The sequence below is a fragment of the Peterkaempfera griseoplana genome (assembly GCF_001418575.1).
Lineage (GTDB): Bacteria > Actinomycetota > Actinomycetes > Streptomycetales > Streptomycetaceae > Peterkaempfera > Peterkaempfera griseoplana.
Map to the genome: position 1 here is coordinate 1 of NZ_LIQR01000289.1, position 20948 is coordinate 20948.

General features: G+C 72.4%; 14 protein-coding genes. 1 reads left to right on the forward strand and 13 read right to left on the reverse strand.

Annotation, left to right across the window (positions count from 1 at the left end; translation table 11 throughout):
- Positions 1–222: 222 nt before the first annotated feature.
- The 13 genes from aroQ to AOK09_RS21375 form a co-directional block, all read right to left on the reverse strand.
- A complete protein-coding gene (gene aroQ / locus AOK09_RS21315) occupies positions 223–663 on the reverse strand; it encodes a type II 3-dehydroquinate dehydratase (protein WP_055588822.1) in 441 nt (146 codons plus the stop codon).
- Positions 660–1745: a 3-dehydroquinate synthase gene (gene aroB / locus AOK09_RS21320; RefSeq protein WP_055588823.1), complete on the reverse strand. Its 1086-nt coding sequence runs from the start codon at positions 1743–1745 to the stop codon at positions 660–662. The genes aroQ and aroB overlap by 4 nt, the downstream gene beginning before the upstream one ends.
- Positions 1742–2275: a shikimate kinase gene (locus AOK09_RS21325; RefSeq protein WP_055588824.1), complete on the reverse strand. Its 534-nt coding sequence runs from the start codon at positions 2273–2275 to the stop codon at positions 1742–1744. Before AOK09_RS21325 ends, aroB begins: the two co-directional genes overlap by 4 nt.
- Positions 2276–2283: 8 nt before the next feature.
- Entirely contained in the window at positions 2284–3468 is a 1185-nt protein-coding gene (aroC, locus tag AOK09_RS21330; protein ID WP_055588825.1) for a chorismate synthase, read from the reverse strand.
- A gap of 238 nt (positions 3469–3706) precedes the next feature.
- Entirely contained in the window at positions 3707–7774 is a 4068-nt protein-coding gene (locus AOK09_RS21335) for a beta-galactosidase (protein WP_079063285.1), read from the reverse strand.
- Between the two features lie 221 nt (positions 7775–7995).
- Positions 7996–10017, reverse strand: coding sequence for an NPCBM/NEW2 domain-containing protein (locus AOK09_RS21340; RefSeq protein WP_055588826.1), 2022 nt, complete (start codon positions 10015–10017; stop codon positions 7996–7998).
- 568 nt (positions 10018–10585) lie between these two features.
- The gene (locus tag AOK09_RS21345; RefSeq protein ID WP_055588827.1) at positions 10586–11425 is read right to left on the reverse strand and encodes a shikimate dehydrogenase; all 840 of its coding nucleotides are present in this window, start codon (positions 11423–11425) and stop codon (positions 10586–10588) included.
- Positions 11422–13011, reverse strand: coding sequence for an endolytic transglycosylase MltG (gene mltG, locus AOK09_RS21350; RefSeq protein ID WP_055588828.1), 1590 nt, complete (start codon positions 13009–13011; stop codon positions 11422–11424). Before mltG (AOK09_RS21350) ends, AOK09_RS21345 begins: the two co-directional genes overlap by 4 nt.
- Before the next feature lie 159 nt (positions 13012–13170).
- The gene (mltG, locus tag AOK09_RS21355; protein WP_055588829.1) at positions 13171–14319 is read right to left on the reverse strand and encodes an endolytic transglycosylase MltG; all 1149 of its coding nucleotides are present in this window, start codon (positions 14317–14319) and stop codon (positions 13171–13173) included.
- Positions 14320–14419: 100 nt separating this feature from the next.
- Positions 14420–14875, reverse strand: a complete 456-nt coding sequence (gene ruvX, locus AOK09_RS21360; protein WP_055588830.1) for a Holliday junction resolvase RuvX — start codon at positions 14873–14875, stop codon at positions 14420–14422.
- Positions 14875–17544, reverse strand: a complete 2670-nt coding sequence (alaS, locus tag AOK09_RS21365; protein ID WP_055588831.1) for an alanine--tRNA ligase — start codon at positions 17542–17544, stop codon at positions 14875–14877. The genes ruvX and alaS overlap by 1 nt, the downstream gene beginning before the upstream one ends.
- Positions 17544–17990 (reverse strand): DUF6167 family protein, encoded by a 447-nt coding sequence (locus AOK09_RS41145; RefSeq protein ID WP_063796026.1) that lies wholly within the window; start codon positions 17988–17990, stop codon positions 17544–17546. The genes alaS and AOK09_RS41145 overlap by 1 nt, the downstream gene beginning before the upstream one ends.
- 7 nt (positions 17991–17997) lie before the next feature.
- The gene (locus tag AOK09_RS21375) at positions 17998–18477 is read right to left on the reverse strand and encodes a DUF948 domain-containing protein (protein ID WP_055588832.1); all 480 of its coding nucleotides are present in this window, start codon (positions 18475–18477) and stop codon (positions 17998–18000) included.
- Positions 18478–18761: 284 nt separating this feature from the next.
- On the opposite strand from AOK09_RS21375, the gene AOK09_RS43245 reads away from it, so the two are divergent.
- On the forward strand, positions 18762–20939 hold the full coding sequence (locus AOK09_RS43245; protein WP_157875980.1) for an ATP-binding protein: 2178 nt from the start codon (positions 18762–18764) through the stop codon (positions 20937–20939).
- Positions 20940–20948: the final 9 nt, after the last annotated feature.

Consider the following 20948-nt stretch of genomic DNA (forward strand, 5'->3'; position numbering starts at 1 on the left):
GGCGGGGGCTGGGACCCCGGCCAGCCGGCCCCGGGCGGCGCCGGCGGATAGGGCGGCCGGCCCGGTGGCGGCACCGCCCCGTACGACGAGGGCGGATGGGGCGGCGGTGGCGCTCCCTGGTCGTGCTGCGTCACATGCACCTCCGGCGCGGACAATACACGTCGGCCCGGCGGCGGGCACAGCCCGCCACCGGGCCCCGGGACGCCTGTCCCTGACGGTGGTTCAGCCTGTCGTGAGCTGCTCGGCGAGGGCGCGCAGCGCCAGTTCGTAGGAGCCGATGCCGAAACCGGCGATGGTGCCCGAGGCGATCTGGGCGACCACCGAGGTGTGCCGGAACTCCTCCCGGGTGTAGGGGTTGGAGATGTGCACCTCGATCAGCGGTGCGGTGCGCTGCGACGCCGCGTCCCGCATCCCGTACGAGTAGTGGGTGAAGGCCCCGGGGTTGAGCACCACCGGGATCCGTCCGTCGGCGGCCTCGTGCAGCCAGCGGATCAACTCGCCCTCGTCGTTGGTCTCCCGGACCTCCACCTCCAGGCCGAGCTCCTTGCCGAGCGCGGTGCAGCGCTCGACCAGGCCGGCGTAGGAGGTGGAGCCGTAGACATCGGGCTCCCGGCTTCCCAGCCGTCCGAGGTTGGGTCCGTTGACCACCAGCACCGCGGTCACTTGGCGACCTCCGCGTAGGCGGCGACCAGCAGCGACGGGTCGGGGGCCTCCAGCACGGCGGGCTTGGCGAGGCCGTCCAGCACGATGAAGCGCAGCAGGTCGGCACGCGACTTCTTGTCGATCTTCATAGCGTCCAGCAGCCTGGGCCAGGCGTCCGCGCGGTAGCTGAGCGGCAGGCCCACGGAGGTGAGCACGCTGCGGTGGCGGTCGGCGGTGGCGTCGTCCAGCCGTCCTGCCAGCCGGCCCAGTTCCGCGGCGAAGAGCATGCCCACCGAGACCGCCGCGCCGTGCCGCCACTTGTAGCGCTCATTGCGCTCGATGGCGTGGCCCAGGGTGTGGCCGTAGTTGAGGATCTCCCGGCGTCCCGACTCCTTGAGGTCGCCGGAGACCACCTCGGCCTTGACCCGGATGGAGCGCTCGATCAGCTCCAGGGTGTGCGGGCCGGCCGGGGTGGTGGCGCCCTGCGGGTCGGCCTCCACCAGGTCCAGGATCACCGGGTCGGCGATGAAGCCGGCCTTGATCACCTCGGCGAGGCCGCCGATGTAGTCGTTGCGCGGCACCGTCTCCAGGGTCGCCAGGTCGGCGAGCACCCCGGCCGGCGGGTGGAAGGCGCCGACCAGGTTCTTGCCCTCGGCGATGTTGATGCCGGTCTTGCCGCCCACCGCCGCGTCCACCATGCCCAGCAGGGTGGTCGGCATGGAGATCCAGCGCACCCCGCGCAGCCAGGTGGCGGCGACGAAGCCGGCCAGGTCGGTGGTGGCGCCGCCGCCGACACCGACCACCGCGTCGCTGCGGGTGAAGCCGGTCTGTCCCAGCACGGACCAGCAGTACGCGGCCACCTCGGCGCTCTTGGCGTCCTCCGCGTTGGGGACCTGGAGCGCGATGGCCTCGTAGCCCTGGGCCGCCAGGTCCTCACGGATGGCGTCGCCGGTGGCCGAGAGCGCCTCGGGGTGGATCACCGCGACGCGCCGGGCCCGGTCCCCGATCAGCCCGGGGAGCTCGCCCAGCAGCTGGTGGCCGACCAGGACGTCATAGGGGTCGTCGCCGCCGACATGGATACGGGCGGACGCTTCGGTGGTCATACGGTCTTCAGCTCCAGAGCCTCGAGGACTGCGTCGGCGACCTCGTCGGGGGTGCGGCCGTCGGTGGCGACCACGGCGCGGGCCACCTCCAGGTACAGCGGGCGGCGGGCCTCCATCAGCTCCCGCCAGCGGGCGCGGGGGTTGATGGCCAGCAGCGGGCGGGGGGCGTCCAGGCCGACCCGCTTGACGCCGTCGTGGACGCCCACGTCCAGGAAGGCCACCGGGTGGGCGGCCAGCAGGGCGCGGGTCCGCGGGTCCAGGACCGCTCCGCCGCCGAGGGCCAGCACACCCGGGTGGGCGGCGAGGGCCTCCCGTACGGCTGCGGCCTCCAGCGCGCGGAAGTGCTCCTCGCCCTCGTCGACGAAGATCTCGGAGATGGGCTTGCCGGCGGTCTGCTCGATGTCCTCGTCGGTGTCCCGGAAGGCACCGCCGAGGCGGTCGGCGAGCAGCCGACCGACGGTGGTCTTGCCGGCTCCCATCGGGCCGACCAGCACCACCAGCGGGGTGCCGGGTGTGGGGTTCTGAGTCATGGCCGCCCCTACCGGATGACCAGGTTGTCCAGGTAACCGCGGACGTTGCGGCGGGTCTCGGCGACCGAGTCGCCGCCGAACTTCTCCGCCACCGCATCGGCCAGCACCAGGGCCACCATGGCCTCGGCGACGATGCCGGCGGCCGGGACCGCGCAGACGTCCGAACGCTGGTGGTGGGCCTGGGCGGGCTCCCCGGTGCGCACGTCCAGGGTGGCCAGCGCGCGGGGCACGGTGGCGATGGGCTTCATGGCGGCCCGCACCCGCAGCAGCTCACCGGTGCTCAGCCCGCCCTCGGTGCCGCCGGAGCGGCCGGAGCGGCGGCGGACGCCGTCCGGGGTGGGCTCGATCTCGTCATGGGCCTGCGAGCCGGGGATCCGGGCCAGGCCGAAGCCGTCACCGAGCTCGACGCCCTTGATCGCCTGGATGCCCATCAGGGCGGCGGCCAGCCGGGCGTCCAGCCGGCGGTCCCAGTGGACGTGGGAGCCCAGGCCCGGCGGCACGTCGTACGCCAGCACCTCGACCACACCGCCGAGGGTGTCGCCGTCCTTGTGGGCCTGGTCGATCTCGGCGACCATCCGCTTGGAGGCGTCCGCGTCCAGGCAGCGGACCGGGTCCTCGTCCAGCCGGGCCTCGTCGGAGGGCAGCGGGAGCACTCCGGCGGGGGCCTTGGCCGCGCCCAGCTCCACCACATGGGAGACCAGTTCGATGCCGGTGGTCTCCCGCAGGTAGGAGCGGGCCACCGTGCCGATGGCGACCCGGGCCGCGGTCTCCCGGGCGCTGGCGCGCTCCAGGATCGGCCGGGCCTCGTCGAAGCCGTACTTCTGCATACCGGCGAGGTCGGCGTGGCCGGGCCGGGGGCGGGTCAGCGGTTCGTTGCGGGCCAGGCCGGCCAGGATCTCCGGGTCCACCGGATCGGCCGACATCACCTGCTCCCACTTGGGCCACTCGGTGTTGCCCACCATGATCGCCACCGGGCTGCCCAGGGTACTGCCGTGCCGCACCCCGCCGAGGAAGGTCACCTCGTCGCGCTCGAACTTCATCCGGGCCCCGCGGCCATAGCCCAGCCGGCGCCTGGCCAGCGCGTCCGCCACCATCCCGGTGGTGACCGGCACTCCGGAGGGCAGCCCCTCCAGGGTCGCGACGAGTGCGGGGCCGTGCGACTCCCCCGCCGTCAGCCAGCGCAACCTGCTCAACGGTGCTCCTTCGTCATCGGCCCGCCCCGGGCCGTCGTACCGCGTTCCTCTCCCCCGATCCTTTCACGTCGGCACGCGGGAGCGGGTGCACGGTCCGCTGTACGGACATGTCGCGACCGGCCACCGGGAGGCACCCCGCCTGTACCGGGATCACCGCGGGCAGGTCGGCGCGGCAGCGGAGGGGGGCTGCCCGGCCTGCGGCCGGACAGCCCCCCTCGACAAGCTCCCCGTCAGCCTCTCAGCTGCACGTCAGCGTCGGCAGCCCCCAGTCCCCGTGGTCGCTGCCGTTGCCGTCGCCCGCGTCGCCGACCCTCAGATCGAGCACCTGCGCGCCGGTGACGTCGACGTCCAGCGGCACCGCGGCCTGCCTGCCCCGGATCGTCGGAGTGGTGACCAGGGTCCTGCCGTCAGCGATCACGCTGAAGGAGACCGTTCCGGACCCGTTGGTCTCGTCGTCGACGCCGACGGCCGCGGTCAGCCGCGAGCACGCACCGCCGAGGTACACCTGGACGTCGCTGACGGAGTTGGTCCCCAGGCCCTTGGCGTATCCGACGCCGGCGACGGTGATCTTCCGTCCGTCCCCGGCTGCCTGCTCACCGTTGCTGCCGTCGCGTTCCACCGGGCCCCATCCGTTCGAGGCCGACAGGAAGGGCAGGTCGCTGACCGCGTCCTGGCCCGCCGGGGGAAGCGCCGGCAGGCCGTTGACGATGCGCTCGTCACGGTTTTCGGCCGACGTGCCGCGCTGCTGGTATCCCACACGCGCGGTGAGAGCCGAGGCCGCTGGCAGCGTCCCCGCCGGCGGCTGCACCCGCCAGGTGAAGGTGGCCGACCCGCCCGGCCGTACCTCGTCCACCGACGCCGGGCTCGCGGGGCTCGCGCTCCAGCCGTCGGGCAGTGCGAGCGAAGGCGTCAGCCGGGTAGCCGGCGGCTGGTCCCCGGGCACCCGCAGCGTCGCTTCGGCGTCGAAGGCCTGCCCCGACTGCGCGGTGTCCGGGACGTCCAGGGCCACGGTGGTTCCAGGCCGCTTCGGCATCGCGTAGCTGCGGGCGTCGTAGCGGGGGCTGTCGTTCCGGGCCACCCGGAGGGACGAGGCGTAGCTGCCGTAGTTCGTGAGCGACACCTTGCCGAGTCCGCCGGTGCTGCCGTCGAGGTTCCACACGGCGATGGCGATGCTGTTGGATCCGTTCGGGTTCAGGATCCCGTCGGGCACCGGGAAGGTGTGCTGCGGGCCGAGGTAGTTGACGTAGTTGCCGACCTGCCAGCCGTTGACGTACAGCGTGGCGCGGTACCTGCGCGACGGGTCGTCGGTGATCGTGAGTCCGACCGAGGTGTCCTGCCCGTGCGGGAGGTCCAGGGCGACGTCGTCCCGGTACCACGAGACCCCTGGGCGGGTGTCGGTCGCCGGCAGGGAGACCCGGCTCCAGTCGTCGTCCGGGAAGCCCGGTAGCGACCAGCCGGCGCGCTCACCGTACAGACCGCCCGTCGCGAGTGGGCCGCGCACCGGGTCCTGCAGGTCCTCGCCGCCGCGCACCCCCTGCAGTCGCCAGGTGGTGGCGGCGAGCGGCGCTCCGGTGAGGGAGGCGCTGGTCAGCCCCCGCGCGGTCTTGTTGCCGTTGCTCGAGTTGTAGTCCTCCTCGTGTCCCATGTTCACGGTGAGCACCGAGATGACGTTGTCACGGCCCGGGGTGACCGCGCCGGCGGGGAAGGTGAAGTCGGCGCTGCCGGTGGTGGAGCTGCCCAGGAAGGTGCCGTTCAGCCAGGCGGAGAACGCCTGCGCTCCTCCGCCGGAGTCGGAGACCAGGTGGACACCCGTCTCCTTCCCGGTGCCGCGGAAGCGGCCGCGGTACCAGGTGTTGCCGGTGTGGAACCCGTAGTCGTCGGCGTAGAGCACCGGCAGTGAGTTGCCGCCGGACACGCTGTTGGTGGTCGTCTTGTCGGCGACCTGCCAGCCGGAGTCGTCGAAGCCGGGCGCTGCCTCGGGGGACTCCTCGGCCTGCTTCCAGTTCGTCAGCGCCGGCAGGGTGACGGGGGCGGCGACCGGAATCGTTCCCGTGCGGCTGCCGGTGGCGCTGGTCCGGGTGGACACCGGCAGACCGTTCCAGGTGACGTGTTCGGCGGAGGTGAACACCTCGATGTTCTTGTCGTCGGCGTTGTCGCCGGTGAGTGCGACGGTGCGGCCGCCGTCCGGGCTGGTGGCCCCGCGCAGCAGGTGGGTGCCTCGGACCAGCACCGGGCCGGCCGGCGTGTCCTGGCGCCAGAACGTCTCCGCCGTCGGCTTGTCGCCGACGAGCAGCAGCAGCGGGCGGGATCCGCCGCCGCTGATGCTGATCCGGGCCAGCCCGTCGTGCTGGTAGTTCAGCCGCAGGTCGCCGGTGGCCGCGTCCCAGGTGGTCGTGACCGCGCCGCCGCTGCTGAGCACCGTGGGCTTGGACGCGTAGTGCAGCACGGTCTCGCCGTCGCTGCCCGGATCGCCGTAGAACACCGCGACGTCCCGGTTCCCGATGGTGGCGTTGGTCATGATCTCCGACGTCGAGTACTGCAGCTGCGAGTCCCCGAGCCGGTAGTTCGCCACGATGATGTGCGAGTCCCGCCCGTCGAGGGTGATCGCGGTACCCGGCTGCTGCGGCACGACCGGATAGGTCGGTACCGCGGCATCGGCCGTCGGCACGTCCACGGCGTCGACGGACACGTAGTCGTCCGACGATCCCGGACCGTGACGCCCGTCGACGACGATCTTCAGTGTGTGGGCTCCGGCGGCCAGGCCGGTCTTCTGGAACAGCACCGCCTGGCTCTGGTTGCCCGAGTCGTCGACCGTCGCCTCCTTGACGCCGTCGACGTAGACGTCGGCGTAGCCGTGGTTGTCGGTCTTCGATCCGATCCAGCGGACGGCGTTGCCGGTGAACGGGACGGTGACCGAGTCACCGGCCTTCTTGGAGAACGACTCGGTGTTCTTGTAGTCGCCTCCGGTGTAGCTCTGGCCGGCCACGTGCGACCACGAGCCGGCGTACTGCAGCGCGGGATCGGGGTCGTCGAAGGTGTAGCTGGTGTCCGACACCGGTTGGGCGTTGAAGTCGACGGCGATGTGGGTCCTGTCGACCGCCGTCGACGTCGAGTCCGCGTGGCGCAGGACGTGGAACTGCGTCCTGCTGTCAGGGTTGATCCGGGCGGTGTCGACGACAGAGGTGTCGTCCGGCGGTGCCGCGTTGACCGCCTCGGTCTTGGTCAACGGTGCGACCGACTGCGTGAAGTACCCGATCAGCTTGTCCTCGTAGTACTTCGGGTCGAGCTCGCGGGTCTCGCGGATCGCGGCACCGTAGTCGTAGGACGTGTAGTTCTCGGGCATGCCCAGCCAGCCCCAGTTGGTGCCGCCGTAGGTCATGTAGAAGCTCTGCGCGGTGGCGCCGACGGCGATGTTCTGCTTGTAGAACACGTCGGCGAACTGGTCGTTGATCAGCTCGGCGCACTTGTCGTAACCCGGTCCGCCCCAGGGGTCGAAGGCGCCGCCCTGGAACTCCGGCGAGTACAGGGGCTTGCCCGCGGGGTGGTCGTAGCTGAGGTTGGGGACACCGTTCCACTTCGCGGGTGTGGAGCAGTTGAAACCCTGCGGGTAGGAGTCGGGGCCGTCGACGTCCAGGGCGCCGGTCCCGCTGTTGAAGGTGCCGTTGTTGTTGCCGGTCAACGGCACCGTGATGCCGTCGGAGCGGGCCTTGTCCTCCAGGTGCTGCATGTACGCCCGACCGGCGGTGGAGCCGTTGTAGTACTCGTTCTCGACCTGATAGGCGATGACCGACCCGGTGCCGTTGGTCAGCTGGTGGCGGGCGATGATCCGGTCGATCTGTGTCAGCCACTCGTCCGCGTACTTCAGGAACTGCGGGTCGTCGCTGCGGTTGCTGCCCGGCTTCGTCGTCATCCAGCCGGGCAGGCCGCCGCCGTCCACCTCCGCGTTGATGTACGGCGCCGGGCGCGCGATCACATAGAGCCCGGCCTGCTGGGCCATGTCGAGCAGCTTGTCGACGTCACGCACACCGGTGAAGTCGTACACGCCCGGCTTCGGCGAGTGGTAACCCCAGTCGAAGTACAGGGAGGTGGCGTTGAACCCGGCTGCCTTCATCTTCTGGAAGATGTCGAGCCACAGATCGGGGCTCGGCAGCCGGAAGTAGTGGAACTCGCCGGACCACAGGTAGGTGCGGTCTCCGTCGACGAGGAACGAGTAGCCGTCAAAGCTCACCGTGTGCGTGGGGTGGCTGTCGACGGCTGCCACGGACCGCGGTCCGTCGCTCTCTCCTGCCGCGGCAGGTCGGGTCATGCTGCACAGCGAGACTGTCAGAGCCGTCGCGAGAAGCGCCGCCCGCCATCGGCGGTGCCCCGGCTTCGCCTCCACGGCACCGATGCGGCTGTTGTGCACTCTGTCCTCCAAACCAGTGGCGTCGAACACCATCGACTGATTCAGGCGTCCGGACAGGACCGGACACTCCTGAGCCGGTGTGCGGCAGGCAGCGCCCACCGCACACCGGTCCTGCAGGGGGGTCAGGCGCAGGTGATCTTGGCGTCGGCCCAGTCGGCGTGGTCGCTGTCGTTGCCGTCGCCGCCGTCGGTGACGATCAGCTGGACGGTCTGGCTTCCGGTGACGTCGGCCTCGATCGGCCGCCCGCCCATGGCGTTGGTGAGGACGCCGCTGTCGGCGACCTGCTTGCCGTCGGCCTGGATCTGGAACTCGACGGTGCCTTTGCCGTTCTTCTCGTCGTCCACCCCGACGGTGGCGGTCAGCGTCGAGCAGTGGCCGCCGGTGAAGTACTCGACCGTGCTGGGGGCGTGGACCCCGAGCCCCTTGGTGTAGACGGTCCCGCCAAGGGTGATCGGGTGGCCGTCACCGGCGTTGCTCTCACCGTTGCTGGTGTCCAGCTCCACCGGCCCCCAGCCGTTGCTCACCGAGGACCACCTCAGGTCGCTCAGGTAGGAGGTGCCGGCGGGCGGCGGCACGGCCACACTGATCTGACCGGTCAGCGGTACGGTCACGGTGCGGTTGTCCCGAGGGTGCCAGAAGGTGGCGGTGCCGGAGAGGGGGTAGCTGCCGACCGCCGCGTCGGCCGGGGCGGTGATCCGCCAGGCGGTGCTGAGGGTCTGTTCGGTGCTCAGGGCGGGGCTGCCGGTGGCGTCCTGCGCCTGGACGGTCCAGCCGTCGGGCGCCGTGATCTTCACGTGGACCGCCAGGGCCGGGGTACGGCCGAGGTTGGTGGCGGTGGTGGTGATCGTGGTGCTCCGGCCCGGCTGGAGACGGTTCTCGGTGCCGGTCATGCCGGTGTCCAGCAGCGGCGGGTTGGCGAGGGCGTGCTCGGCGGTGCTCACCCGAAGCACGGTGGTGCCGTGCGCGGGAACGGTGGCCGCCAGGGTGCCCGCCGACTGGTAGTCGGTGTGCTGCCACAGGTCGCGCACCTGGTAGGCGCCCTTCGCGGCGGGCAGGCCGAGCGCGGCCGCGGTGGTGGAGATGTGCTGCGGCCGGCCGGTCTCGTTGAACAGGGCCACGGCCCGGTCGCCGTTGGCGAGCTCCTTGGTGATCACCCAGCGGCCACCGTCGGAGGACAGGACGGTGGCCTGCTTCCCGAGGGAGTCCTGGTTCAGCGCGATGACGTCCTTGTTGAGCAGGATGGACATCGTCTGGGGGTCGGCCTTGCGCAGGTCGGTGCCGATGAGCAGGGGCGCGTCCATCATCGACCACAGGGAGAAGTGGGTGCGGTACTCCGTGTCGGTCATGCCGCCGTTGCCGACCTCCAGCATGTCCGGGTCGTTCCAGTGGCCCGGGCCGGCGTACTGCGCGAGCGGCAGGTTGCTCTTCAGGATGGAGAGCATGCTCGCCCAGTTGTCGCTGATGTCGCCGGTGGTGCGCCAGGAGTTGCCGACGTCGGACGCCCACTCCCAGGGCTGCTGCTGGCCCCATTCGCACAGGGAGTAGAGGATCGGGCGACCGGTGGCGTTCAGGGCGTCGCGCATCGCGGTGTAGCGGTTCACGAAGTCCTGGCGACTGCCGTCGCTCTTGTTGTTGCAGTTGTCGTACTTGAGGTAGTCCACGCCCCAGTCGGCGAAGGTCCGGGCGTCGGTCGTCTCGTGACCGAGGCTGCCGGGGTAGCCGGCGCACGTCGCGGTGCCGGCGTCCTCGTAGATGCCGAGCTTGAGGCCGAGGCTGTGAACGTAGTCGGCGGTGCCCTTGATCCCGTCGGGGAACTTCGCCGGGTCGGGGACCAGGCGGCCGTCGGCGTCGCGCTCGTGGGTCATCCAGCAGTCGTCGATGTTGACGTACTCGTAGCCGGCGTCCTTCAGCCCGGAGCTGACGAAGAAGTCGGCCGTCTGCCTGATCAGCTGCTCACTGACGTTGCAGCCGAAGGCGTTCCAGTCGTTGAAGCCCATCTGTGGGACGGACGCGAGGGCGTTGTCGAGCGCGGCGGCGGGGGTTGCTCTGGCTATGCCGGTGGTGACGGCCGCCAGACCGAGTGCGCCGGTCCAGACGGCGCCTGCGGTCAGGCAGCTCAGGATCCTTCGGGACAGCGAGGGCATGGGTGGGTGGTCCCTTCTTCGCAGACGTGGCTGTGAAAAACACAACCAAACAAATCTGAACGCAACTGGACATGACCCCAACATGACAGCCCTCACTCCATGAGCTGTCAAGGGATCAGTAGAAATAGGCTCGAGAACCGGTGTCGCAACCGACGACCGATCAGCACCGACAGCCGATCAGCACCGACAGCCCGCAGGGGCGGCGGACGCGAGCCGGCCGGCGACCCGGCGCCTGGCCCAGCCCTCACACAGGAGCGTGCCCTGCCCCCGACGTGGGGGCAGGGCACACGGGCTCAGTACGGGCCTGGACCTCGACACGTCGAGGTTCGCGTGGCGCAGTGGGGCCAGGCGGCCCACGACCGGGGCCGGCACGTGCTCGCGCCTGTCGGCGGGCCGTTCCCGCAGCGCACGGCGGCGGCAGCGTCCACGTGACGGATGGTCCGGATCACCGCGGCGTCGCGGGCCGGGCCGAGCGCGCCGAGCCGATCCTCCCGGCCTTCCCGGTATGCCTGCATGATCTGCCCACGCCTGCCGCGGCAGAGGTCGCGGGCGAGCACCCGATGCGGATTCAGCCCCCGGAGAGGGCCGCTTCGCCGGCGGCCCGCATGGCAGCCAGGGGGGCGGGGCGGATGCCGGTGAACTGCTCGCACTGGAGCACCGCCTGGTGGACCAGCAGGTCCAGACCGCCGAGGACGGTTCCGCCGCGGGCGGCGCAGGCGGCGGCCAGCGGGGTGGGCCAGGGGTGGTAGAGGACGTCGAAGTAGGCGCCGGGCCGGCCGGGTACGGCGTCCGCCAGGTGGTCGTTGGCGCCCGCCGTGGTGGTGGAGACGGTGAGCGGCGAGGCCAGTGCCTCGGCGGCCCGCTCCCAGGGGGCGGTGCGGACGGCCACGCCGAGCCGCTCGCCGAGGTCCCGCATCTGCGCGGCCCGCTCGGCGCTGCGGACATAGGCGGTGACCTCGCCCGTGCAGACCAGGGCCAGCGCGGCCAGCGCCGAGGAGGCGGTGGCGCCCGCGCCCAGCACCGCCGCCGCCTCGACCTTGTCGATGCCGCGCTCGGCGAGGGCGGCGACCAGGCCGGGGATGTCGGTGTTGTCACCGGTGCGGCGGCCGTCCTCGGTGAAGACCACGGTGTTGACGGCGTCCACCGCGAGGGCGGTGGCGCTGACCTCGTCCAGCAGCGGGATGACGGCCCGCTTCAGCGGCATGGTGAGGGAGAGACCGGCCCAGCCCTCCCCGGCCACGTCCAGCGACCCCAGGAAGGCGGGCAGCGCGGCCTCGTCCACCTCGTGGCGGCCGTAGTGCCAGCCGTCCAGACCGAGGGCGGCGTATGCGGCGTTGTGCAGCACGGGCGAGAGCGAGTGGGCGATCGGCGAGCCCAGCACCGCGGCGCGGCGGCCGGTGGCGGTCATCCGTTCCCGCCGCTCTTCTTCAGCTCCTCCTCGAACGCCTGCTCGTTCTTCTGGTGCTCGGCGAAGGTCGCCGCGAACCTGGTGTCGGTAGGCGTGACCGAGACGAAGTAGTACCAAGGACCCGGGGTCGGGTCGAGGGCGGCCTTGAGCGCCTCCTCGCCGGGGTTGCTGATCGGCTGCGAGGGAAGGCCCTTGGTGTAGTAGGTGTTGATGTCGCTCCGGTACTGCCGCATCGCGTTGGCGCTCACATGGAGCGTGCGGTTCCCGCGTGCGTAGTTGTAGGTGGAGTCGAACTCCAGATAGCCGTTGGTCTCCGTGTTGCTCGGCTTCAGCCGGTTGTAGACGACCCGGGAGATCTTGCCGAAGTCGTCGGAGTTCAGCCCCTCCGCCTGGACCAGGCTGGCGACGGTCAGCAACTCGTACGGCGACTTGAGGCCGTTCTTGCGGTAACCCTGGGCGCAGCCGAACTTGGCGAACTCGTCGTTGGCGCGGGCGACCATCTGCTTGAGCACGGTGAACGGCTTCATGCCCTTGCCCACCGAGTAGCGGGCCGGGAAGAGGAACCCCTCGGGGTTGCCGTGCGCCCAGACGGGCAGGCCCAGCTTGCCGACCTCCGCCTTCGCCGTCCTGGCGGTGGTGCCCTGGTCCAGCTTCAGCTTGGCGTCGATCATCGCGTAGATCTCCGAGGCCCGGCGGCCCTCCGGCACCATGAGGACGTCGCCTCCGGCCGCCTCGATGAGGTACTTCACCGCCTCGGCCGCCGACATCTGCTGCCTCATGGTGAAGAAGCCCGCCTGGATCGTCTGCGCCTTGCCATTGCCGTTGTAGGCCTTGACGAAGGCGTCGACGCTCTTCACCACGCCGGCCTTCTTCAGCGCGGCGCCCATCTGGGTCCCGGTGGATCCCGCGGGGATGTCGACCTGGACCGAGCCGCTGCCCGCGCCCACGTAGTCCGGCGGCGGGCCGAAGTGGTCCTGGTAGAACCCGTAGCCGTACCAGACGCCCGCGCCTCCGACGCCCAGCAGCACCAGGGACATGATCAGGCAGGCGCCGCCGTTGCGGCGGCCGGACTTCTTGCCCTGCTGCTTGCGGCGGCGCTCGGCGCCCCGGCTGTCGTCCTGCTCACCGAAGAACGAGCCGCCGTGCTCCTCGTCGTACTCCTCCTCGCCCGACCACTCCTCCTCGGCGTCGGGCTCGGCGGCCGGGCGGTTGAGCGCGTCGGCCTCGGCCTGCCAGTCGAACTCGTCCTGCGGCGGCTGCGGCTGCTGCGGGCGCGGCTGGGGCTGCGGGCGCCGGGGCTGCGGAGGCTGCTGGCCCGGGTAGGGCTGCTGCTGTTGCGGCTGCTGCTGCTGCTGGGGGTACTGCCCCGGGTACTGCTGCTGCGGGTACTGCGGCTGCTGCCAGCCGCCCTGCTGCCCCCCGTACGGATCGGCCGGCCAGCCCTGCTGCTGTCCCTGGCCGTAGCCGCCCTGCGAGGGCTGCTGACCGTAGCCGCCCGGGTGGCCGCCCTGCTGCGGCATGTCCCCGTACAGCGGGTCGCCCGTGTTCCACGGCTGGGAGCCGTACCCCCGACCCAGGTCAGTCATTGATCCCCTTAAGCCGACGAACCGGCCGGCATCCACCGACCGTCCGGGACGGCGTCCCGCACTCGCTCTCGAACCGGCGTACCAGGTGCCCCGCCGGTGCCCGGAGACGTTACCGTACCGCAACGGCGTCACCTATCGGATCCGCCGGACGTGAGCGGGTCAGCGTCGCGCGGACGGCGTTGAGCTGCGCTGTTGCTGCCGGTAGCGGTTGAAGTCCGCTACGTTGCGCTGCTGCTCGCTGTAACTGTCCGTGAACCGCGTGTCGCCGGGCCTGACCGTCACAAAGTACAGCCACGGCCCCGGCGCGGGATGCAGGGCCGCCCGGATCGCCGCATGTCCGGGACTGTTCACGGGTGTCGGGGGGAGGCCGGGGTGCAGATAGGTGTTGTACGGGTTCTCGACGGTGAGGTCCTGGTGGGTGGTGTCCAGGGTGGTGCGTCCCAGGCCGTAGTTGAGGGCGGAGTCCAGCTGGAGCGGCATGCCCCGGGCGAGCCGGTTGGTGATCACCCGGGCGACCCTGCCGAAGTCCGCCGGCGACTGGGCCTCGGCCTGCACCAGGCTGGCGATGATGAGCACCCGGTAGGCACCGGGGCCGGTGCCCAGCCCGTCCGCCGCGAACTCGGTCTCCGCCTGGGCCACCATACGGCGCAGCAGCCCGGCCGGACCGGTGCCGCGGTCCACGCTGTACCGGGCGGGGAAGAGGAACCCCTCCGGGCGGCCGCCGGCATAGGCCGGCAGTCCCAGCGCTGCGGCACCGCGACGGGCCTCGGCGGCGGTGGTGCCGGGCCTGAGGCCGAGCCGCTGGTCGACGGCGGCGTACACCTGCTGCGCCCGGCGTCCCTCGGGGATCACCAGGCCGCCCGCGTTGGCCGGGTCGGTGAGCACGCCGAGGGCCGCGAGCGCGGACATCCGGTGCCGCAGGGTGTAGTCGCCGGGCTGGATGGCGACGGCCCTGGGGTCGGCCATGGCGGCCTGGGTGAAGGCCTCCACGCTGGCGACCACTCCCCCGTCGTGCAGCAGCCGTCCGATCCTGGTGAGGTCGGCGCCCTGCGGGACGTCGACGCGTACCGACCCGGTGCCGGGGCCGGGGTAGTCGGCGGGGGCGGCGAACGGCGCCCCGGACCACCAGGCGCGCAGCAGCAGACCGCCGAGGGTGAGCACGATCGCCAGCAGCAGCGCGCTGATGCCGCACGCCAGCCGGTTGCGGCTGCGGCGGACCCGGTCCTGGGCGGGGTCCGGGGAGGCGCCGGCCGCCAGGCCGTCGATGGGACCGGGGTTCGGTCCGGCGGGCGAGTCCTGGTCGGTCATGGGTCCCTCACCGGCGGTCCGGGCCGCTCACCCGGGAGCGGATGCACGAGGGGGCCCGCCGCGTCGGCGGGCCCCCTGGTGAGGCTAGGTACTGCTCCGGTCAGGCCGGTTCGACACTCTCGCCGGGCGGGTTTCCGCTCACCCGTTCGGCCTCCAGGGCGCTCTGCAGGATGACCACGGCGGCGGCCTGGTCGATCACCGAGCGGCCCTTCTTGGACCTCACTCCGGAGGCCCGCAGCCCATGGGTGGCGGTGACGGTGGACATCCGCTCGTCCACCAGCCGCACCGGCACCGGGGCGACCAGCGTGGCCAGCGCCCCCGCGAAGGCCCGGACCTTGACCGCGGCCGGCCCCTCCTTGCCGCTGAGCGAGCGGGGCAGTCCGACGACCACCTCGAGGGCCTCGTACTCCTCGACGATCGCGGCGATCCGGCCCTTGGCCTTGCCGCCCGCGGGCACGGTCTCCACCGGGGTCGCGAGGAGCCCGTCGGGGTCGCAGGAGGCGACCCCGATCCGGGCGTCCCCGACGTCGACGGAGATCCGCCGGCCGCGGCGCATCAGGCGGCGCGCTCGGCGACCAGGCGGCGGACCGCCTCGACCGCCTCGTCCACGGCGGCCGGGTTGGAGCCACCGCCCTGGGCGACGTCGTCCTTGCCGCCTCCGCCGCCGCCGAGGGTCTTGGCGGCGGTACGGACCAGCTCGCCGGCCTTGATCCCGCGCTCCCGGGCCGCCTCGCTGGTGGCGACCACGGTCAGCGGGCGGCCGTTCGCCACGGTGAAGGCGGCGACCACGGACGGGCGCGAGCCGAGCCGGCCGCGGACGTCCAGCACCAGCTTGCGCAGGTCGTCGGCGCCGGTGCCGTCCGGGACGCGGGCGGCGACCAGGGCGACACCGTGGATGTCCTGGGCGGCGTCGGCGAGGCCCGCCGCGGCGGCGAGCACCTTCTCGGCGCGGAAGCGCTCGATCTCCTTCTCGGCGTCCTTGAGCTTGGCGAGCATGCCGGAGATCTTCTCCGGCAGCTCCTCCGGGCGGCCCTTGACCAGCTCGGTGAGCTGGGCGACCACGGTGTGCTCACGGGCCAGGAACTGGTAGGCGTCCACGCCGACCAGCGCCTCGACCCGGCGCACCCCGGCGCCGATGGAGGACTCGCCGAGCAGCTTCACCAGGCCCAGCTGGGAGGTGTTGGCGACATGGGTGCCGCCGCACAGCTCCTTGGAGAAGTCGCCGATGGTGACCACCCGCACCGCGTCGCCGTACTTCTCACCGAACATGGCGATGGCGCCCTGCTTGCGGGCCTCGTCCATGGTCATCACCTCGGCGGTGACGTCCAGTTCGCGGGCCAGCACCTCGTTGATCTTCTGCTCGACATCGGTGAGCACACTGCCGGGGACGGCGGTCGGCGAGCCGAAGTCGAAGCGGAAGCGGCCCGGGGCGTTCTCCGAGCCCGCCTGGGCGGCGGTGGGGCCGAGGGCGTCACGCAGCGCCTGGTGGGTGAGGTGGGTGGCGGAGTGCGCCCGGGAGACCGCGCGGCGGCGGTCGATGTCGATCTGGGCGTACGCACCGGCGCCCAGCACCACCTCGCCGACCTGCACGGTGCCCTTGTGCACGGTGACACCGGGCACCGGCTGCTGGACGTCCCGGACCTCCACCACGGCGCCCGAGTCGAAGCGGATCCGGCCGTGGTCGGCGAGCTGGCCGCCGCCCTCGGCGTAGAAGGGCGTGCGGTCCAGTACGACCTCGACCTCGTCGCCCTCGTGGGCGGCCGGGGAGGGGGCGCCGTCCACCAGCAGGCCGACCACGGTCGACTCGCCGGTGGTGTCGGTGTAGCCGGTGAAGGCGGTGGCGCCGGCGCGGTCGGCGACCTCGCGGTAGGCGGAGACGTCGGCGTGGCCGAGCTTCTTGGCCTTGGCGTCGGCCTTGGCCCGGTTGCGCTGCTCCGCCATCAGGGAGCGGAAGCCCGCCTCGTCCACGGTGACGCCCTGCTCGGCGGCCATCTCCAGGGTGAGGTCGATGGGGAAGCCGTAGGTGTCGTGGAGCTGGAAGGCCTTGTCACCGGCCAGCACCGCGCTGCCGGACTGCTTGGCCTCGGCGACGGCGGTGTCCAGGATGGTGGTGCCGGTGCGCAGGGTCTGGAGGAAGGAGGTCTCCTCGGCGACCGCGACGGTCTCGATCCGCTTGCGGTCCTCGACCAGCTCCGGGTACTGCGGGCCCATGGCCTCGATGGTGACGTCCACCAGCGAGTGGGCGACCGGCCCGGTGGCGCCGAGCAGCCGCATGTTGCGGATGGCGCGGCGGAAGATCCGGCGCAGCACATAGCCGCGGCCCTCGTTGCCGGGGGTGACGCCGTCGCTGATCAGCATCACGGCGGTGCGGATGTGGTCGGCGATGACCCGCAGCGAGACGTCGGTCTTCTCACCGGCGCCGTAGCGGTGGCCGGTGAGCTCACCCGCCCGGCCGAGGATCATCCGGGTGGTGTCGATCTCGTAGATGTTGTCGACGCCCTGGAGGACCGCCGCGAGGCGCTCCAGGCCCAGGCCGGTGTCGATGTTGCGGCTGGGCAGGTCGCCCAGGATCTCGAAGCCGTCCTTGCCGTCGCCCGCGCCGCGCTCGTACTGCATGAAGACGAGGTTCCAGACCTCGAGGTAGCGCTCGCCGTTGACCGCCGGGCCGCCCTCCTCGCCGTAGGCCGGGCCGCGGTCGTAGTTGATCTCCGAGCAGGGGCCGCAGGGGCCGGGGACGCCCATCGACCAGAAGTTGTCCTTCATGCCCAGCCGCTGGATGCGCTCGGCGGGCACGCCGATGACCTCACGCCAGATCTTCTCGGCCTCGTCGTCGTCCTGGTAGACGGTGATCCAGAGCCTCGAAGGGTCCAGGCCGTAGCCGCCGTCCGCGACGGAGCTGGTGAGCAGCTCCCACGCGTACTTGATGGCGCCTTCCTTGAAGTAGTCGCCGAAGGAGAAGTTGCCGCACATCTGGAAGAAGGTGCCGTGGCGGGTGGTCTTGCCGACCTCTTCGATGTCCGGGGTGCGGACGCACTTCTGCACGCTGGTGGCGCGGCTGAAGGGCGGCTTGACCTCGCCGAGGAAGTACGGCTTGAAGGGCACCATGCCTGCGGGCACCAGCAGCAGGGTGGGGTCGTCGGCGACCAGGGAGGCCGACGGAACGACGGTGTGGCCGCGCTCCTCGAAGAAGCGCAGCCAGCGGCGGCGGATCTCTGCCGACTCCATCAGTGGTCCTTCCGGTTGTGGGTGCTGCCCCTGCGCGGGCGTCGGCCGCGCAGTCCTGCCTCGCGGGGATCGGGGGTCTTCTCGAGGGCGGGTGGTGTGGTGACTGGGGTGAGGCGGCGGACCGGGCCGGCCGCGGGCATGCCCGGGGCCGGCGCGATAGCTCGGTACTCGACCGCGGGCTCGCGGGGTGCGGCCAGGGGCCGGCGGGGCGGGAGCACCGCGCTGCCGTCCAGGCCGAGGTCGGCCCGGAGCTGCTGCTCGCGCTCGGCCATCCCGGCCCGTACCTCGCCGGCGAAGCCGCGTACCGCGTCGCCGAGGTCCAGGGCGCCGCGCGCCGCCGTACCGGCCAGGCTGGTGGGGGTGAGCCGGCGGGCGGCCTCGTTGGCCTTGCCCATGGCCCAGACGGTGGCGCCGGCGCCGACCGCCATCCAGAAGATGCGTCGCACGGTGTCCTCAGCCCCTCACAGCTCGCCGGATGCGGGAGGCGAGCCCGCGGCGGCGGGGCGCCGTGGCGGCCCGGACCTCGGCCCTCACCAGGGCGGCGAGGGCGTCGCGGTCGCTCTGCGCCGGCACCCGGCCGGAGGCTCCCTGCTGCCGGGCGACGGCCTTGCGGACGCCGTAGCTGAACGCGGCGACCTTCACCAGGGGGCCGCCGAGGGTGGCGGCCACGGTGGAGGAGAGCGCGTTGGCGTTGGCGGCGGCGTCCTGGACGTTGGCGGTGATCTCGTCGACGCGGTCCAGCTGCTGCTGGGCGCCGGCCAGGGCGGTCGAGGCGTCCTCCAGCAGCGGTACGGCGCGCTCGGAGACGGAGGTGACCAGCACGGCCGCCTCCTTCAGCACCCGAGACAGCCGTACCAGGACCACGGCGAGCAGGGTCACGAGGACGGCCCAGAAGACGGCCACGATCAGGCCGGCCATCTCTCCCACGGACACCTTGCGCGCTCCCTTGTGTGCTGCTTCGGCTGCCGGCTGCCTCCCGGCGGAGCCCGTCGCAGCGGGGCCCCGCAGTGCGCGGAACGGTCTGGTGCGCACGTCAAGCCACAGAGCAGAACCCTATCGCGCCGCCGCCCGCTTTCCCGACCGCATTACTGGGCGGCGCCCGGGCGCGCCCGGCGGCGCCCCGCCCGGCGCGGCTGGGGCCCGACGTAACCTGCCCGGCCGGCCCCTCGTTGGGCTGGGGACACGGGGCGTTGACGGCGGCTAAGGGGGCGCACAGGGTGTCTGCGGAGGCAGGGGGCTGTCCGGGCAACCTTCCGGCGGAGACGACCAGTTTTGTGGGCCGCCGGGCGGAACTCACCGAGACGGCCCGGCTGCTGGGCGTCTCCCGGCTGGTGACGCTGACGGGCCCGGCCGGGGTCGGCAAGAGCCGGCTGGCGCTGCGGGCCGCCGGCACGGTGCAGGGGCTCTTCCCGGACGGCGCCTGGCTGGTCGAGTCGGCGGGCGTGCAGGACCCCTCGCTGCTGGGACACGCGGTGCTGGAGGCGCTGGGACTGGCCGACTCCACCGCCCGGCGGCCGGACCGGGCGCTGGTGGAGCAGCTGGCCGACCGGGAGCTGCTGCTGGTGCTGGACGGCTGTGAGCATCTGGTGGACACCTGCGCCGGGCTGGTGGACGCACTGCTGCGGGCCGCGCCGGGTGTGCGGGTGCTGGCCACCAGCCGCCAGGAGCTGCGGGTCCGGGGGGAGCATCTGCTGGTGCTGGCACCGCTGCCGGTGGCCGAGGAGGGTGCCGTGGACGGCGCCTCGGCCGCGGAGGACGCGGTGCGGCTGTTCGCCGACCGGGCGGCCGCGGTGCCGGGGGGTTTCCGGGTCACCGCGGAGAACCGGGCGGCGGTGGCCGCCGTCTGCCGCCGCCTGGACGGCATTCCGCTGGCGGTGGAGCTGGCCGCCGGCCGGTTGCGGGCACTGTCCGTGGAGCAGATCGCCGAGCGGCTGGACGACCGCTTCCGGCTGCTCACCGGGGGCTCCCGGACGGCGCTGCCACGCCATCGCACCCTGCGTACGGCCATCGGCTGGAGCCATGAGCTGTGCACCCCGCAGGAACGGTTGCTCTGGGCCCGGCTGTCCGTCTTCGCCGACGGCTTCGACCTGGACGCGGCCGAGTACGTCTGCCCGGGCGGCGGCATCGAGGCGGAGGAGGTGCTGGAGGTGCTCTCCGAGCTGGTGGCCAAGTCGGTCGTGGTGCGGGAGGCCGGCTCCGGCGGAGCCCGCTACCGGATGCTGGACACGGTCCGCGAGTACGGCGCCTGGTGGCTGCGGTCGCTGGGCGAGGAGGGCCGGATGCGCCGCCGGCACCGGGACTGGTACCTGGGCCTGGCCACCTGGGGCGAGGTGGAGTGGTTCTCCGCGCGCCAGGCCGAGACCGGCGACCGGACCCGGCTGGCGCACGCCAACCTCCGGGTGGCGCTGGACTTCTGCGTGACCGAGCCCGGCGAGGAGCAGTCGGCGCTCCACCTGGCCGGGACGCTCTGGTTCTACTGGGTGGGGTGCGGCCACCTCGGGGAGGGGCGGCTGTGGCTGGACCGCGCCCTGGCGCTGGCCCACGAGCCCACCCAGGCACGCGCCAAGGCCCTCTGGGTGACCGGGTACATGGCGACCCTGCAGGGGGACCTGCGCCATGCCCGGCCGCTGCTGGAGGAGTGCCGGCAGCAGGCCGTGGAGACCGGCGACGACCTGGCGCTGGCCTACGCGGTGCACCGCCAGGGCTGTGCGGCGCTGATCGGGGACGAACCGGCCCGCGCCGCCGTGCTCTTCGAGGAGGCGCTGTGGCACTACGAGAAGCTCGGCGAGCTCAACAGCAATGTGCTGATGGCCATGTTCGAGCTGGGTCTGGCCGCCGTCTTCCAGGGCGACACCGCCACCGGTGAGCGGTGGATGGAGCGGGTGCGCGACCTGTGCGAGGAGTACGGCGAGCGGTGGGCGTACGCCTACGGCCTCTACGCGATGGCGTACTCCGAGTGGCAGTTGGGCGAGGTGGGGGCGGCCCGGGCGCACGCCCGGGAGTGTGTGCGCCTCAACCACCTCTTCCGGGACCTGGTGGGTGTGGTGCTCGGCCTGGAGATGCTGGCGCTGCTGACCACCGAGCCCGGTGCCGACGGCGCCTCGGGCGATCTGCGCGAGGCGCGGCTGCTGCAGGGCGCGGCGCACCGGCTCTGGCAGGCGGTGGGCATCCCGCTGTTCGGCTCGCGGCACTTCCGGGCGCCGCACGACGAGTGCGCGGCGCGGGCCGAGGCCGGGCTCACCGAGCACGAGTCGGCGGAGGCCTTCCGGGTGGGCAGCGCGCTCGGTCTGGACGCGGCGGTGGCCCGGGCGCTGGAGGGCCCCGCCGCCGCGGAGAAGGGCGAGCCCCCGCAGCGCTGTGCGCTGCGGGGGCTCGGTTCCGCGTACGACGCGTGAACTACCCGC

Excerpts from the sequence above, each read along its gene's own strand:
- aroB (WP_055588823.1), bottom strand. The coding sequence starts at position 1,745 with ATGACCACCGAAGCGTCCGCCCGTATCCATGTCGGCGGCGACGACCCC.
- AOK09_RS21325 (WP_055588824.1), bottom strand. The coding sequence starts at position 2,275 with ATGACTCAGAACCCCACACCCGGCACCCCGCTGGTGGTGCTGGTCGGC.
- AOK09_RS21335 (WP_079063285.1), bottom strand. The coding sequence starts at position 7,774 with ATGACCCGACCTGCCGCGGCAGGAGAGAGCGACGGACCGCGGTCCGTG.
- AOK09_RS21340 (WP_055588826.1), bottom strand. The coding sequence starts at position 10,017 with ATGCCCTCGCTGTCCCGAAGGATCCTGAGCTGCCTGACCGCAGGCGCC.
- AOK09_RS21345 (WP_055588827.1), bottom strand. The coding sequence starts at position 11,425 with ATGACCGCCACCGGCCGCCGCGCCGCGGTGCTGGGCTCGCCGATCGCC.
- mltG (WP_055588828.1), bottom strand. The coding sequence starts at position 13,011 with ATGACTGACCTGGGTCGGGGGTACGGCTCCCAGCCGTGGAACACGGGC.
- mltG (WP_055588829.1), bottom strand. The coding sequence starts at position 14,319 with ATGACCGACCAGGACTCGCCCGCCGGACCGAACCCCGGTCCCATCGAC.
- ruvX (WP_055588830.1), bottom strand. The coding sequence starts at position 14,875 with ATGCGCCGCGGCCGGCGGATCTCCGTCGACGTCGGGGACGCCCGGATC.
- alaS (WP_055588831.1), bottom strand. The coding sequence starts at position 17,544 with ATGGAGTCGGCAGAGATCCGCCGCCGCTGGCTGCGCTTCTTCGAGGAG.